Origin of the sequence: Algibacter luteus (assembly GCF_030344935.1) — a bacterium.
Classification (GTDB): Bacteria; Bacteroidota; Bacteroidia; order Flavobacteriales; family Flavobacteriaceae; genus Arenitalea; species Arenitalea lutea.
This window is the reverse complement of record NZ_CP128313.1, coordinates 3,312,158-3,327,943: the sequence shown is the minus strand read 5'-3', so window position 1 is coordinate 3,327,943 and position 15,786 is coordinate 3,312,158. Positions and strand designations below refer to the sequence as shown.

Here is a 15,786-nt window from a genome sequence, read left to right as displayed (position 1 = left end):
CAGTGTATTTCAATATAGAAAATCAAAAGCAACTTCGAAAGGTTTTTAAAACTTTAAAAGAGAGAGTTGACAACTTAACTTCAGAGCAACATAAACTTGGTTATCAGCAACGAAATGAGCTTATATCTCATGTTCTTGGAGGATATAATCACGATGAGCAGCTTCAAGCACAGAAAAAAGGATGGGAGGCTACAGGACAGGAACAACGAGTTGTTAAGTGGATTTATGAGTTAATGAGAGAAAAGAGAGATTTATATGGATATTTTGAGAAACCAGAGGAAATCCATTTAGAATTACAAAACTTAATTAAACAGTCCGAGGATAAGGAGTTATTTGAAATTGCTAATATTCTTAATTATTGGAGATTAAAAATAATTTAATACCTTAAATATTATTCAATCTTTCAATTAACTAATATTTAATGTAGTAATAATTTATATCAAAATTATGAAGTAAAAACATTCCAATTTAGTACACTTATGTCTTCTGATTTTAACAGCTATGTCCTTAGTTGGTGTTCAAAATTTAAAAGGTCAAATTAGATTGATTTTGTAATACCTATATACAGAGCAAAAAAACGGATTTTTTAAGTGTGCAAAAATTGCCAAAAATAGCGGTTTGGGGATAGGGTTTAAGTAATACACAAATTAAGTTCTAAAATCAACCAACTAATTAGCATTTATAAATTAATAGCTCTTGGGAATGTCAACTAACATTTCATTTCTCCAGTCCACGGGTCGATATAACAATATTTTGGAGAATTATCTGCTTCAACTTCTTTAATTCCAGATTCGGAATCACTAGGGTTTTTAATTTTTTTAATTCTTATTTCATCAATTTGAAAATTGAATTCGGCTTTATTAGAAATATAAGATTCTAACAATTCTTTGATTTCTGACCAAGTTTTTTCTTCCATATTTTTATTAATTTGCTTCTGTGACTAAAATTTCTATACTATCTTCTATAGTTGTTTCCAAACCATTTTCGTCCAATAAAATTGCTTTGATTAAAATTTTTTGATTTCCAGATATTTGTCCAGCAAAATAAGTTGTTTTAGCAATACTTGCATGGTCTGAACTACTTATTACTTTAGTGAATTTTCCGTCTCCTGAAGTTCCATCACTTAAAAAATCTTTAAAAATCACATTATTTCCTTTACTCACATTCTTATCTTCATTGTTAGTCAACACTGCATCAATAGGAAAAGCTTCTTCGAAATTATTATCGATTGAAAAACCCAGTGTTTTTAAAACTAAATTTGCTGGAATTGATGGGTTTGAAGTTATAGTTGCTTTATAGATATACTGATTAATGTTGAATTCAACTTCGCTATCAAGATTAACTGTAGAGGATTTAACAGTAACCATAGCTTTCAGGTTTTTCTTTATATCCCGAATTGGTTTAATTGTAATTTTATTACTTTCAGAATCAACAAAAGTTCCATTCGTGATTTCAGCCTCGACTTTAATAAGTTCTTCTTTGGCGTCCTCATTAAAAGTTAAAACAAAAGTAACTTCATCTGAGCCGTCTGACACCCAAAAATCTCTGGATTGTCTAATATCAAGTAAGTCTCCAAAGGTGACTTCATCAGTACAACTGAATAAAAACGATACAAAAATGAAATAAAATAATTTTCTCATATTAAAAAATATTACCAACTAGTTTTGTCACATAACCAAACAAATCAAAATCAAAAGATATGCTAGCGTAAGGTGCAAATTGCACAGTACTATTCTCCACTATAGGGTTTGGGTCATTTTCTCTTACAAACAATGTACCTAAACCAAATCTAACCTGCCTATCAATTCTATAATTAATCCCAAGCATCGGACTCACTCCATTGTAAAAATCTCTATAGCCAACCTCATTAATTTTACCCACGGTTACCCCTACATTTAGTGACCACCTGTGCCTAAAATCTTTATCTTTAATGTCCTTAAATTTTTGCTCTTTATTGATTCCTCCAAAATGCCAATTAAGCCCAAAATAGGGTCTAGCAATGTATTTAATATCACCTTCATAATTATGAGCAAAGGCATTTACAAAACCAAAGTCAGTAATTAAGCTTTTTGAATTCTCTGTTTTCAATGACCCAGATCCAGATTTTGCAGCTATTAATACTGATATTGGATGTCTGTGTTCCAAGTATCCAATTATTAATTTATTTTTCTTCTCTAGAACATCCTTATTCTTCTTCAGTTTTTTAATGTAAGTATCATTTATAACCTCATAAAAAGAAGTAGCAATTAAATCATCAACGGTTAGGTAAAGTTCTTTAGCTTCAATCTTTAAACTATCAATAATGGCTAAATTCTCTTTTAGTTTTTTTAATCTTTTATGATAATTAAAATTATCTTTTGAAAGAGTGCCATAAAAAAAATCTTTTCTTTTCTCATTCTCATTCTTAAGAAAAATATCACTTATTTTAAGAAAGTATTTATGAGACACTTCCTTATCCTTAAATAATTTTAATAGTTTTCTTATTTGAGATAAATCAAAAGCACTACTAACATCAGGCATTTCCATCTTTGTGACTAATTCCGATTCTAACAAAAAAATGCTAGAAAATTTTTTGGAGTAATCTTTTGTAAAATATGTATTTACGAACTGTTCTTTTGGTAGCATTGCAGATATATTTTTGGCTCTGTCATATCCTCTGTATTCAAAAGATAAAATCTTTTCTTCATAAAAATTTATATGCTCCTTATAAGTAAAGGCTTCTTTGGAAATCCTTGTTTTTATATCTTCTAAAGAGAGATTATCAATGTCTTGAGTCTCAAAACCTGATTTAAAAATCTCTTTAATATTTTGTTCACTTATTTTATCGAGGCTATCTTGAAGTATATAATTTTTAATTTCAATACTATATGTAGGAACAGATTTGATTAAATTAAAAAACTTTTTACTTTTAAAATGCTTACTAAGCATCAAGTAGTAATTATTAATCAGTTCTTGAGAATATTTTTTGTACAGTATAATTTCGTAGTTTAATCTAGGGTCTAATTCTGGGAGATAGACATGTAATTCTTTATTATCATTAGGTTCAAATTTCAGAGTCTTTTTCGCCTCCTTTACTTCTGTTTCTATAAAGAGTTCTTTATAACCGTTATCACATTTCGAAGATTCAGGTTTTACAATTGGATTTAACCACCAGTTATTTCCGAGTATTGAATCCTTAAAAGATTCATAGTTTTCACATTTTACTTTAAAAACACTCTTTTTCCTTTCGTCCTTTATATTTCCAATAGGTAGGAGAATTTTATCCTTAGTAATATCCTTATGATTAATATCAAAATAATCATATTTTCTATTTAGCCATTTTACTGATACTAAATTAAGCTCATAAAGTTGACCGGTATGCAAAAAATCCTGTCCTTCTTTGATTACTAAAAGTGATTCTTTGTCAAAAGGTAGTGTTCCAGAAAGTTCCTCTTTTTTTGCATCATAAATTATTTTATCCAAACCATTTGCATCAACTATCTCAGATTGGCTAAAACAATAGAAGCTTGTGAAGACAATACAAATTAAACGTAAAAGTAATTTCATAAATTATTTTGTAAAACTTAATATCCCAAATATAGTTATTATTCTTACAAAACAAATACCCGATATTAGGTATATTTATTTTACGTCCTGCAATTCTTCTAAAATCTATATAAATATGAAAACTACAGTAGCTGCAAAAAGAGCTTTTTTAGACCTTCTTTTTATTAAGAACCAAATACACAAACTTTTTGCAAATGAAGAGAAGTATAAGAGCTTAGTCTCTTTTATGATGTCCAAAAACTTTCTAGAATCTAATGAACCGTTACCCACAATAAAATCCATGGAACAAATTTTAGGATTGAGACCTCATAAGCTGAGAAAACTTATTCACGATTTATATGAAGAAATGTTTGGGAATGAATTAAATCATGCTTTGAAATTTAACAAGATAGAAATCTATTTTGACTTGCACTATTTCGAAGGTCAATACGGCTATTTCAAATGTAGTGATTTAGCATTTATCCCTAGAGTTGGAGAAAACATGACTATACCTTTTTTAAAAGCTAAAGTTGGAACAGATTATTTCTATGTAGATAGTATTAGGCACTCACTTGAAAACGATGTCCAGAGAATTGATATTAGATTAAATTCTGGGTTTTATAATAAGTATTTCCATTATGAGAAATATAAAGCTTACGAAGAGGGTAGAATTAGCTTAAGAGATTTATTCCGCAAACATGATTTAAATTTGAAAGACCAAATGAGACTTTAGCAATACTTTTAGTTTTTATTTGCTTGTATCATAATTTTAAATCTCAATAATTAAGATTTTAGAATCTACTTCTTAATATTTTTTTGTAAGTAACAATTTTCTTACTTTAGTAACCTCTCCTGAAATAATTATTAGCTGTTCTAACTTTTATAAAACGATATAATGAGTAAACAACCTAAAACAGATTCTAATAAACATACTGATTTAATTTTCTTGCTTACACCAAATTTTGATTATAAAGATTTGTAAATGGAAGTATTTATTTATCAAATTGTAATTGCAGCGCTAATTATCATTTCGGGTTATTCTGGAAAAAAGGCGAAAGTTATAACAACTATTATTATTGCACTTTTTACTATTACCCACATTTTTATGCCATGGTTAATGATATTACAATTCATAACTATAGCGATTAGCTTTTCAGTAGCTAGCTACATAGCCAATAAAAAAGACGAACAGAAAAAGTTGAAAATGTTAAATTCCTCTGTTAATTCAATTAACGAACCTATGGGGTTAATGGGCATATTTGGTATTCTATTTTTACTTTTTGCAATTATAGCGATGCTTTATTCTTTCGCTTCCTTTTTGGGCTATGTCACGGGCTGGTTTGACGTGGATGATTGGTTTTAATTGAATTTTATAAATTGATGGATGTACTAAAAAAAATAGAAAGGCGTTGGCTTAAAAACTTTCAAGAGTCTCCATTGGTTCTAAATAACGAATTCCAGCCAAAAGTTGCATCTCAATTATTCTACGGTTTTGGTGACCAATCAGAGCACAATATTGAATTTGAACTTGGATTCAATGAATTCTACAATGATTTTGATTATTCTAACCCTTATGCTCAATTGAGCGAACTTCTTAAGTATTTGAATTTTATTGGTATTACGATAAAATCAGAAAATGTTGTAAAATCAATGAGTGATGGGACAAGCGATTGGACAACGTTTACTAAAAAGGTATTTTACCTATTAAAACAACTAGCTCGTTATGATAAAACATTAGACATTCGCAATCCTTATTTTGATAATTTAGGTGATCTTTACTTCTTTATGAGAATAGAAGGGACAGGTTCAGAAGTAAATCAGCAATTATCACTTTTTGAAGAAGTTCAACTTCCTGATTTTTATAATAAATATATAGAACTTCCTGAAAATTATTCCAATGATGAAATAGCAATTCAATTATTTGAGGAAATTGAGAATAACAATAATTCGTATTTTATAACTGGAAAGGCAGGTACTGGAAAATCAACATTTATACATTATTTTACAAAAAACACTACTAAAGACACTCTTTTATTTGCTTTTACAGGAATTGCTGCTATCAATATTGGAGGGCAAACACTTCATTCTTTTTTTGGATTTCCTTTTAAACCATTGCTTCCAGAAGACGAAGACATAAGACGTTATAATCCTAATTTTCAAAAATATAAGATTCTCCAGAAAACCAAAACTATAATTGTAGATGAAGTGTCCATGTTGCGTTCAGATTTACTTGAAGGACTTGATTTCTCTTTAAGAATAAACGGAGGTGACCCTCATAAGCGTTTCGGTGGAAAACAAATGATATTTGTTGGTGATGCTTTTCAGTTACCACCCATTGTGGACAGAAAAGACCCAATTCAAGAAAGAGTATTCAACCATATTTATAATAGTGAGTATTTTTTTGATTCCCCATCGTTTTTAGATTTAAAACCCAGATTGTTTGAATTTGAGAAGGTACATAGACAGTCTGAGTTGAAATTTGTGGAACATTTAAATAAACTAAGAAATTATAGTTTCTCAGAAAGCGATATTCAATTTTTTAATCAAAGATATGCGCCAAGTTATACTCCTAATATGAATGATTTTGTTATGATGCTTACTAGTAATAATTATATAGCAAATGATGAAAACCAAAGACGCTTAGCCCATTTACCATATGCTTCCGAATTTTTTAAAGCTAACATAAATGGCGAATTTAAAGAAGACAAATACCCTACATTACCAATTTTAGAACTGAAAAGAGGTGCTCAAATAATGTTTGTCAAGAATGATTCATATGAAATGGGAAGAAGGTGGGTAAATGGCACAATAGGTAAAGTTAATTTTATAAAAGATAAGAGCATAGAAGTTGAATTGGCAAATGGAGAAACTTACGAAGTTGGAATGGAAACATGGGAAAACAGAAAATATCAATGGGACAGATTTAAAGGAGCCATCACATCAAAAGTAGTAGGTACCTTTACACAATTACCTATTAAATTAGCATGGGCAATAACTATACACAAAAGTCAGGGACTTTCTTTTGATAAAGTTCATATTGATTTAGGCAAGGGAGCTTTTGTTAATGGACAACTTTATACCGCTTTGAGTAGATGTAGGAATTTTAATGGACTAACTCTTAAACGTCAAATTACAAAAAGTGATATAATTGTTGACTCAAGATTAGTTGAGTTTAATAAAGCTGTAGAAAATGGTGAATTAGTATCATCCAGAAATTTTTTACATAGTAAGGAAGACATAGAGGATATTATGAGTTCAATTAAAAGTGAGCTTTTAAATATTAACTACCAGAACACAGATTATAATGACAAGCTGATTAAGTTAAGGCTTAACACTAAATTAGATTTCGGTATTTATGAAGGAGAAACACTGGAACAAATTTTAAAACATTCCCCTGACTATATCTTAGAACTTTTAAAATTGGAGTATATAGTTATAGCTCCTTCTACAATTGAGATAATTGAAAAGAAATATATCAATTTTGATATTTCACCTGAAAAAATAGAGGAGATGAAATTAAAGAATGAACGGTATAACGAAGAATAAAAATGCTAAATTTAACCATTACTAACACAACACCTCAGATTAAAATATGACAGCTACAGATTTTCTTACCATTTTAGGTTTAGCTTTAGCTGTTTGGGCATTAATACCAAAAAAAGAAAGAAACTTTGTAATGCTGTTTTTTTCCAAAAGGCAAATCATTTTTTTTGGTATAAGCTTGATGTTTCTTCATTATTTGTTTGCGTTTGATTGGCTGTTAGAAAATTGGTTTCCTTGGTTATCTGTATTTACTTCTGAAAAAGGGATACCTAGCTCTACTTGGGCATATCTGTTTTCTTTGGTTTTAATAGGTGCACCTGTTTTACAAGTTATGTTTGGTTTTTTCTCTTCTACAAGAAGGCAAGAATTGATTTCATTATATAACACACTTCTAAAGGAGGATGATATAGACCTATTAGTAGAGTATATAAATAAATACCATATATCAGATATTCAAGCATATTTAAAAGGACTTTCTTATCTGCCAGAAAAAGAGAATATTGATATGATTTTAAGAAGGCGAACTGAAAAAGACGAAGCATTTGATAAGCTTATTAAGCCTAGAAGGATGCAGTTTGCAGCTAATGTTTATGGAAGGATTTTGCAAAGTGATGATTTTATTAATAAAGCTGCTTCTAAATACCCAGAACTTTTTGCTACCGCATTTGCAGGTATGGAATCAGAAAAAGCAGCAAATCCAGATTTAGTAAAGCTTTACATTGAAAACATTTTTGAAAGTAAGAATCAATCTTTTGTTAAGGAATTAAAGATTGTCAATGATTCAGAATCATCAATAGAAAGTATTTTCAATGACTACGATATACCTATATTATATGGTCTCCTCTCTCACACAAAGACAGCTTTCCAAAATGCTGTATGGTATCCAGTAGGCGAAAAAGGTGTAAAATCTCTCAAGTACGATTCAGAACAGCAAGTATTCTTACAGAAAAAGTATGATTCAGCTTTAGAGTCTGAATTATGGAATCAAAAAATTTATATAGCGATTGTCTATTTTGATTATATGGTTCGTGAGACTATATTTAAAAATAATAAATGGCACATGTGGCTGTTTTATTATCGAAGCTTCACAAAGGAGCTAATCGAAATTATTCCAAGTTCAAATGATTACGATGGAGATACTGAACGCCCTTCATTTACTCACTCTTTGATAGTTGATATGATATGGATTATGCGAGGCTGGATTGAATTAGCTAAAAAGCGTAATGTTAAGCACAGAGTAATAGATACTATAAAGTGCCTTGGAGATTGCTTAGATACCATTTGTGCTGCTCCTGAAGATAAAGTATCTTCGGCTTTCAAAAAACGTCAAGTAAACCTAATTATATCACTTTGGTTTGAGTACTCTTATCACGCTGATAATAAGGCTGTCAAATTAGCTAGAGATTGGATGGAAATGATGTTTTTGAACCCCAAAGGAGTTGATTCAACTTATCAACCAGTTTCTAACGATTACAAAGAAGTCATGAGAGAAGCTTGGCGAGATTTTGATAAAATCCCTTATCAAATGCATGGTGAGAATGGGTCTGTAAAAGATTTTACAGATAAAATAATTGTCCCTTTAGGGATTAACTAAAATAATTAAATGAACAACAAATCACACAATCAAATTGTAAGTTTCATCTGGGGAATAGCCGATGATGTATTAAGAGATGTCTTTGTAAGAGGTAAATACCGTGACATTATACTGCCTTTTACTGTACTTAGAAGGTTAGATGCTCTCCTAGTTCCCACTAAAGAACAAGTTTTAGAAACCGTTAAATTTCTGAAGAAAGAAAAGATTGACGATAAATCTGCCTTAAAATCCGTAACAGGATTTCCTTTCTGGAATACTTCCCGATTTACCTTTGAAAGCTTACTTGATGATTCAGATAATATAGATAGTAACTTAGAAGTATACTTGGATGGATTCAGCCCAAATGTACAAGAAATCATTAGCAAGTTCAAACTGAGAAATCAGTTAGAAACCATGAAGGAGAATGAGATTACTTATTTGCTAATTGAGAAGTTTGCAACCAAAGAAGTAAACTTAAGCCCTAATGAAGCATTAAATGGTAAAGGTGAAAAAATGCCTCCTTTAACCAACCTAGGAATGGGTTATGTGTTTGAGGAACTAATTAGAAAGTTTAACGAAGAAAACAACGAAGAGGCAGGGGAACATTTCACACCTAGAGAAATCATCAAATTGATGACCCATATTTTGTTTACACCTGTTAAAGACCAAATTAATAAAGGAACACATTTAATATACGACCCTGCTTGTGGAAGCGGTGGTATGTTAACTGAAGCAGAACATTACGCTCTGGACGTAACGGATAATAAAGCTTCATTTCTACTCTACGGACAAGAAGTAAATCCAGAGACATACGCTATTTGTACTTCAGACATGCTTATTAAGGGTGAAAAACCAGAGAATATAGCTTTCGGTTCAACCCTTTCAAAAGATGGCTTCCCTAATCTTAATTTCGATTTTATGTTATCTAATCCGCCTTATGGAAAAACATGGAAATTAGATGTGGATGCTATTGTAGATGATAGAGGGAAAAAAGGCAAAGAAAAAATTAAGGATTCTCGTTTTCAAGTAGGTTTACCAACCATTTCAGATGGGCAATTATTGTTCTTAATGAACATGGTTAGCAAGATGAAGCATAACACGGAATTAGGAAGTCGTATTGCTACGGTGCATAATGGTTCTGCTTTGTTTACTGGTGATGCTGGAGGAGGCGAAAGCGAAATTCGTAAACATATCATAGAAAATGACTGGTTAGAGTGTATTATAGCTTTACCAAAAAACATCTTTTATAATACGGGTATTCCAACTTATGTGTGGATTGTAAGCAACAGAAAACCTGCTCACAGAGAAGGTAAGGTTCAATTAATAAATGCTTTAGAGTTATATGTAAAACTCCGTAAGAATTTAGGGGATAAGAATTGTGAAATGACGAGTGAACATATTGACCAAATCACGCAGTTATATATGGATTTTGAAGAAAATGATATTTCTAAAATCTATCCAAACGACTATTTTGGTTATAACAAAATTACAGTAGAACGTCCTTTGCGTTTATCGGCTCAATTTACAAATGAAAACATTGCCACACTTCGTTTTGATAAAGGATTATTAGACGAAATGTCTTGGGCTTTTGAAAAATTTGGCGATGACATTTACACTAAACTAGAACAGTTTAAACCACAGATAGAGGCATATTTAAAAAAGAACGAAATTAAACTGAAGGCTACCGTTAAAAAGAATTTATTGAGTCAAAAGTTCTGGACAACCCAATTGGAATTATTAAGTGCTGCCAAACAATTGATGACAAAAATTGGAACCGAACAACATGACGATTTTAATACGTTTAAAGCATTGGTTTCAAAAACCATAAAGCAAGAAAAATTGAATCTAGATGCAAAAGCTATAAAACGCATATTAGATGCTATTACATGGAAAAATGAAGAGGCAGAGCGAGTAATCAAGAAAAAAGAAAAAGACGGCACTGTTATTTATGAACCAGACTCAGATTTACGAGATACCGAAAAAGTGCCATTAGATGAAGGTATCCAAACCTATTTTCAGCGTGAAGTGTTGCAACATATACCTGATGCCTGGATAGACCACAGTAAAACAGTAAAGGGCTACGAGATATCATTTACACGTTATTTTTATAACTATGTACCACCAAGAAGTATTGAGGAAATTACCACAGAAATTTTACAATTAGAAGAAGAAACAGAAGGAATATTGAACGAAATTGTTAACAACTAATATGGAATACAATGAATTGAAAAACACTAGTGCCATTTGGATTCCTGAAATTCCTAAACATTGGGACTTAATTAAGGTAAGGCATTTATTTAAGGAATCTTCAATTAAAGGATTTCCAAATGAACCTCTTTTAGTCGCTTCTCAAAAACATGGTGTTGTAAACAAAGATGTGTATGGACAACGCACTATGGAAGCAACGAAAGACTTCCACAACCTGAAACTTGTTGAAAAAGGGGATTTTGTTATTAGCTTACGTTCCTTTCAAGGTGGAATTGAATATGCCCATCAAAGAGGAATAATTAGTCCTGCATATACTATACTAAAAGAATTGAAACCTATCAACAAACGATATTTTAAACACTTATTTAAATCAAAGCCTTTTATATCGTTAATGACTTTATGCGTAAAAGGAATAAGAGATGGTCAAAATATTGATTTCCCTACTTTTAAAGGGGAATTCTTGCCAGTACCTCCAATTGAAGAACAAGAGGCAATTGGAGCTTATCTCGATAAAAAAACTAAAAAAATTAAAGAGTTTATAAAGAAGAAAAAACGCTTGATTGAATTGTTGGAAGAGGAGAAAAGAGGAATTGTCAATATTGCAATTAGCAGGGGAGACAACCCAAATGTTAAATTAATCGACACTGGAATTGAATGGTTAGGAAAAGTTCCATCACATTGGAGCGTTAAAAAAATCAAATACATAACCACACTTATTGCTGATGGAACTCACCAAACACCAGTTTATACTGAAAATGGCTATCCATTTCTCAGGATTACGGATATAAATGGAGATAAAATTAATTGGGACGAGGTTAGATACATTTCAGAAAAAGAACACAAGTCACTAACAAAAACTCGCAAGGGAAGAAAAGGTGATATACTTTTATCAAAAAATGGAACCATAGGAAAAGTTATTGAAGTTACATGGGATGAAGAATTCAGCTTTTTTGTCAGCTTATGCTTGATAAGGTTTAAAAAATCGATTTTACCAAAGTATTTTAGTTATTTCTTTAAAAGTGATATTGTATTTGACCAATTAAATGAAGGGAGTAAAACAACTTCTGTTACTAACCTTCATTTAGAAAAAATAAAAGAGCTTAGAATAGCTTATCCCGAAATTACAGAACAAGAAAAGATTTGCAAATACCTAGATATCGAATGTGGAAAGGTAGATGTTGCTATTTCAAAAGCAAAATTGGAAATCGAAAAAGCTAATGAATATCAAGAAAGTTTAATTACACAAGTGGTCACAGGTCAATTAAAAGTTCCAACACTAAAACAAGAAAACGTATTGAGTTAATATTATGACATTTACAGATACATCAGAAAAAGGGTTTCAAAAATACATAACTAAAGAATTAGTAGAGAAGAATCACTTTGTAGAGAGCGTTTCAAATGACTTTGATAAAGAGTTTTGCATTAATCCGTCTCACCTTTGGGAATTTATTAAAGCTACTCAACCTGATGCCTATGAGATGATTCAACGTAAAGGGGAACGAGCTTTTTTGGTGCGTTTAGATGAAAAGCTTCGTAAACTAGGTGTTATAGAAGTATTGCGTAAAGGTGTTAAGCATTTTGATAAAACTGTAGACCTATTTTATCGCCAGCCATCATCTTCATATAATACTAAAGACAAAACGAGGTATGATTCCAATATTTTTGCAGTTACCCAAGAGTTAGTGTATAGTAGCGATAATGCAAACCGTTTAGACCTTACCATTTTTGTTAATGGTATTCCAATCATAACTTGTGAGTTAAAAAATCCATTAAGTGGTCAAACCGTACATAATGGTATTCGTCAGTATCAAAACGACAGAGACCCAAAGGAAAAAATATTTTCCTTCGCTCGTTGTATGGTTCATTTTGCAGCCGACACCGAGTTGATATTCATGTCAACACAGCTCAACTATAAAAAAACGTTTTTCTTGCCTTTTAATAAAGGTCTAAATGAAGGTAAACCATCAGGTAATTTTGGAGCAGGAAATCCTATAAATCCAAACGGTATAAAAACCCATTATTTCTGGGAGGAGATTTTGACTAAAGACTCTCTAGCTAATATTATAGATAAGTTTGCTCAAGTAGTTGAAGAAACTGATGAAGATACCAAAAAGAAAAAACGCATCATGATTTTTCCGAGGTATCATCAATTAACTGCTGTAAGGCAAATATTAGCGCATGCCAAAAGGAATGGTTTAGGGAAAAAGTATTTAATTCAGCACAGTGCTGGCTCTGGAAAATCGAAATCTATTGCTTGGTTGGCACACCAGCTTCATGGTTTGTTTGATACTTCTGGGGAAAAGCATTTATTCGATTCTGTTATAGTAATTACAGACCGTATAGTGCTGGATAAACAGCTTAGTGAGGATATTAAGCAGTTTTCTCCTAAAAGAGGCATTGTGGAACATATTACAAGTGTAGGAGGTAGTAAAACGAGTAATCTGCAAGAAGCTCTAGCCAACAGAAAGAAGGTTATTATTTGTACAGTACAGACCTTCCCTTTTCTACTTGATGAAATGTCTGATTTACCAGCTATGAAATTCGGAATAGTTATAGATGAGGCACATTCTGGGCAGAGTGGACAAACATCGTCTAAAATGAATGCTGTTTTAGCTGATAAACATGAAGATGCTGAAGAGCCACAGGAAAAAACTTTAGAGGATAAAATAAACGATTTGATTGAAAGTCGTAAAATGATTACCAATGGTTCTTATTTTGCCTTTACTGCCACACCTAAAAATAAAACCCTTGAAACTTTTGGCGTAAAGTCCAGCGAAACGTATACAGATGAAAATGGAGAAGTAAAATCAAGATTCTTTCCTTTTCATGTTTATAGCATGAAACAAGCTATTGAGGAAGAGTTTATACTTGATGTATTAAAAAACTACACAACTTATAATTCATTTTATAAGCTTATTAAGGCAGTAGAAGATAATCCCGAATTTGATACCAAGCAAGCTCAAAAAAAATTACGTGCTTATGTAGAAGGGCATCCATTTGCCATAGCAGAAAAGGCTAAAATTATGCTTGACCATTTCCATAGAGATGTAAGGCAGCTTATTAATGGCGAAGCTAAAACCATGATAGTGACAAAGAGTATCATTTCAGCGATTCAATACAAGAAAGCCTTTGATGAGTACTTAAAAGAAATAAAGTCGCCTTACAAGGCGGTTGTAGCCTTTTCTGGCAAGAAAACTTATAAGGGTGTAGAATATGATGAAGTAAGCATGAATAGCTTTAGCTCTTATAAAACCGATATTCCAAAAAACTTTAATAAAAGGGAGAATCGTTTCCTTATTGTTGCAGATAAATACCAAACTGGTTTTGACCAGCCTTTATTGCATACGATGTATGTGGATAAAAAATTGTCGGATGTACAAGCTGTTCAAACTTTATCGAGATTAAATAGAGCTAAAAAGCCATATAAGAAAGACACCTTTGTTTTAGATTTTTACAACAAAACAGAAGACATTCAAAAAGCATTTGAACCTTACTATACGGCTACAATTTTAAGTGAAGAAACCAACCCCAATAAGCTTAATGACTTAGTTGATAATTTGGAAGTTTTTGAAGTGTATAACGAATATAATATTGACGATTTCTTTGAAAAGTTTGTAAATGGAGAAGAACGATTTAAGTGGGAACCTATCATTGACCGTTCTGCTGAATTCTTTAAAGATGAATTGACAAAAGACCAGAAAATTGAGTTTAAAAATAATGCTAAATCCTACTTGAGAGTTTATAGTTATCTAGGAAAGATTTTAGATTTTAATAATCAAGATTGGGAAAAACTATTTTGGTATTTAAAATGTCTAGTGCCAAAGCTTTTTATTGAAAGAACTGAAGATTTAGCTGAAGGGATATTAGAAAGCATTGACATGGATAGTTATCGCCCATCGAGAGAAGGAACTGAAGATATCGGACTTGCTTCAGAGCCTGGAGAAGTACGAGGCATTCCTGTAGAAGTAGGAGGAGGTCAATCAGAACCCGAATTAGATACACTTGAAAATATATTAGGAGCCTTCAATCAGCGTTTCGGTGATATTGATTGGACTGATAAGGACAAGGTAAATCAGATTTTAACAGAGCAGCTTCCAACAGAAATGAGAGCTAACAAAGAAATAATGGATGCTATTCAACACTCAGACCGACAAAATGCTAAGATTTCTTCAGATAAAAAACTAGAAGAATTGATGCAGCAATATTTGTTCAGTCAGACCGAAATATTTAAAAAGTTCACCACTGATAAAGATTTTCAAAGACGTTATAAAGAGTTCATTTTTGATACCTTAATGGATGCGAATAAACGTGGTGGAATAAATCCTTAGTATTAACAATTAAAGTTGTCTTTGTCTGAGTTGTTTAAACATAATAATTTGAAGGAAATTCTAAGTTTAAATGTTAGGGAGATAGTTATTATATCAAGAATCGAGTATGGATGAAATAAAATCAATTATTAGAAAAGGATTAAAAGCTTCTGCTAACAGAAAGGAAGTTTTAGAGGCTAAAATTGAATTTGATAAACTAGTCATACATAATGTAAATATTTCAAAAAAAAGCATTGGAATATATAATATTTTAAGAGATGACATCAATCTGTTTAGGATTGAAAATCCTGATATTAAATCAAAACAACCAATTCAATGGTGGTATAAATATGATAGTGGAAGTTCCACTTTTGTAGGTGCCCAAGAAGCAGCTTACGATTACTGTGTGAAATGGATATCTGACATGCTATCTCCAACTTATATTCATGATAAAAGTAATCGAAAAAAGCTCGATGTTTATGGTGATTTCAATGGAACTAAGGTTTCTCTTGCAAATGGACACGAAATAGTCAATAATCTTACCCCTATTACTGCTTTAGATTTTGTTGTAGATTATTACGCTGATTTAAGGAATAAAATATGGAAAATAATAGAGATTTTGGCATAATG

12 protein-coding genes are annotated in these 15,786 nt (G+C 31.3%); 9 read left to right on the top strand and 3 right to left on the bottom strand.

Annotated features, from left to right (window positions below; all coding sequences use genetic code 11):
- Positions 1-2 precede the first annotated feature (2 nt).
- A complete protein-coding gene (locus O5O44_RS14155; protein ID WP_289194880.1) occupies positions 3-380 on the top strand; it encodes a hypothetical protein in 378 nt (125 codons plus the stop codon).
- Positions 381-709: 329 nt separating this feature from the next.
- On the opposite strand, the gene O5O44_RS14150 is transcribed toward O5O44_RS14155, so the two are convergent.
- The 3 genes from O5O44_RS14150 to O5O44_RS14140 are packed head-to-tail and all read right to left on the bottom strand — an operon-like array spanning position 710 to position 3,546.
- Positions 710-916 carry a hypothetical protein gene (locus O5O44_RS14150; RefSeq protein ID WP_289194879.1) on the bottom strand — a complete coding sequence of 69 codons (207 nt, stop codon included), beginning with the start codon at positions 914-916 and terminating at the stop codon, positions 710-712.
- A gap of 7 nt (positions 917-923) precedes the next feature.
- Entirely contained in the window at positions 924-1,640 is a 717-nt protein-coding gene (locus tag O5O44_RS14145) for a hypothetical protein (RefSeq protein WP_289194878.1), read from the bottom strand.
- Position 1,641: 1 nt separating this feature from the next.
- The gene (locus O5O44_RS14140; RefSeq protein WP_289194877.1) at positions 1,642-3,546 is read right to left on the bottom strand and encodes a hypothetical protein; all 1,905 of its coding nucleotides are present in this window, start codon (positions 3,544-3,546) and stop codon (positions 1,642-1,644) included.
- Positions 3,547-3,661: 115 nt separating this feature from the next.
- Between O5O44_RS14140 and O5O44_RS14135 the strand changes: the two genes are divergently transcribed.
- The 8 genes from O5O44_RS14135 to O5O44_RS14100 all read left to right on the top strand — a co-directional run bounded on the left by O5O44_RS14135 (position 3,662) and on the right by O5O44_RS14100 (position 15,784).
- On the top strand, positions 3,662-4,258 hold the full coding sequence (locus O5O44_RS14135; protein ID WP_289194876.1) for a hypothetical protein: 597 nt from the start codon (positions 3,662-3,664) through the stop codon (positions 4,256-4,258).
- A 249-nt stretch (positions 4,259-4,507) separates the two neighbouring features.
- On the top strand, positions 4,508-4,888 hold the full coding sequence (locus O5O44_RS14130; RefSeq protein WP_289194875.1) for a hypothetical protein: 381 nt from the start codon (positions 4,508-4,510) through the stop codon (positions 4,886-4,888).
- A gap of 17 nt (positions 4,889-4,905) precedes the next feature.
- Positions 4,906-7,071: an ATP-dependent DNA helicase gene (locus O5O44_RS14125; protein WP_289194874.1), complete on the top strand. Its 2,166-nt coding sequence runs from the start codon at positions 4,906-4,908 to the stop codon at positions 7,069-7,071.
- Positions 7,072-7,117: 46 nt separating this feature from the next.
- Complete coding sequence (locus O5O44_RS14120) at positions 7,118-8,662, top strand: hypothetical protein (RefSeq protein WP_289194873.1); 1,545 nt, start codon at positions 7,118-7,120, stop codon at positions 8,660-8,662.
- Between the two features lie 9 nt (positions 8,663-8,671).
- Positions 8,672-10,849: a type I restriction-modification system subunit M gene (locus tag O5O44_RS14115; RefSeq protein ID WP_289194872.1), complete on the top strand. Its 2,178-nt coding sequence runs from the start codon at positions 8,672-8,674 to the stop codon at positions 10,847-10,849.
- A 1-nt stretch (position 10,850) separates the two neighbouring features.
- Positions 10,851-12,152 carry a restriction endonuclease subunit S gene (locus tag O5O44_RS14110; RefSeq protein WP_289194871.1) on the top strand — a complete coding sequence of 434 codons (1,302 nt, stop codon included), beginning with the start codon at positions 10,851-10,853 and terminating at the stop codon, positions 12,150-12,152.
- Positions 12,153-12,156: 4 nt separating this feature from the next.
- Positions 12,157-15,177 (top strand): type I restriction endonuclease subunit R, encoded by a 3,021-nt coding sequence (locus O5O44_RS14105; RefSeq protein ID WP_289194870.1) that lies wholly within the window; start codon positions 12,157-12,159, stop codon positions 15,175-15,177.
- 106 nt (positions 15,178-15,283) lie between these two features.
- Positions 15,284-15,784: a hypothetical protein gene (locus tag O5O44_RS14100; protein ID WP_289194869.1), complete on the top strand. Its 501-nt coding sequence runs from the start codon at positions 15,284-15,286 to the stop codon at positions 15,782-15,784.
- Positions 15,785-15,786 lie beyond the last annotated feature (2 nt).

Coding starts and splice junctions, on each gene's coding strand:
- O5O44_RS14145 (WP_289194878.1), bottom strand. CDS start 1,640: ATGAGAAAATTATTTTATTTCATTTTTGTATCGTTTTTATTCAGTTGT.
- O5O44_RS14105 (WP_289194870.1), top strand. CDS start 12,157: ATGACATTTACAGATACATCAGAAAAAGGGTTTCAAAAATACATAACT.
- O5O44_RS14140 (WP_289194877.1), bottom strand. CDS start 3,546: ATGAAATTACTTTTACGTTTAATTTGTATTGTCTTCACAAGCTTCTAT.
- O5O44_RS14150 (WP_289194879.1), bottom strand. CDS start 916: ATGGAAGAAAAAACTTGGTCAGAAATCAAAGAATTGTTAGAATCTTAT.
- O5O44_RS14130 (WP_289194875.1), top strand. CDS start 4,508: ATGGAAGTATTTATTTATCAAATTGTAATTGCAGCGCTAATTATCATT.
- O5O44_RS14135 (WP_289194876.1), top strand. CDS start 3,662: ATGAAAACTACAGTAGCTGCAAAAAGAGCTTTTTTAGACCTTCTTTTT.
- O5O44_RS14110 (WP_289194871.1), top strand. CDS start 10,851: ATGGAATACAATGAATTGAAAAACACTAGTGCCATTTGGATTCCTGAA.
- O5O44_RS14100 (WP_289194869.1), top strand. CDS start 15,284: ATGGATGAAATAAAATCAATTATTAGAAAAGGATTAAAAGCTTCTGCT.
- O5O44_RS14120 (WP_289194873.1), top strand. CDS start 7,118: ATGACAGCTACAGATTTTCTTACCATTTTAGGTTTAGCTTTAGCTGTT.
- O5O44_RS14115 (WP_289194872.1), top strand. CDS start 8,672: ATGAACAACAAATCACACAATCAAATTGTAAGTTTCATCTGGGGAATA.
- O5O44_RS14125 (WP_289194874.1), top strand. CDS start 4,906: ATGGATGTACTAAAAAAAATAGAAAGGCGTTGGCTTAAAAACTTTCAA.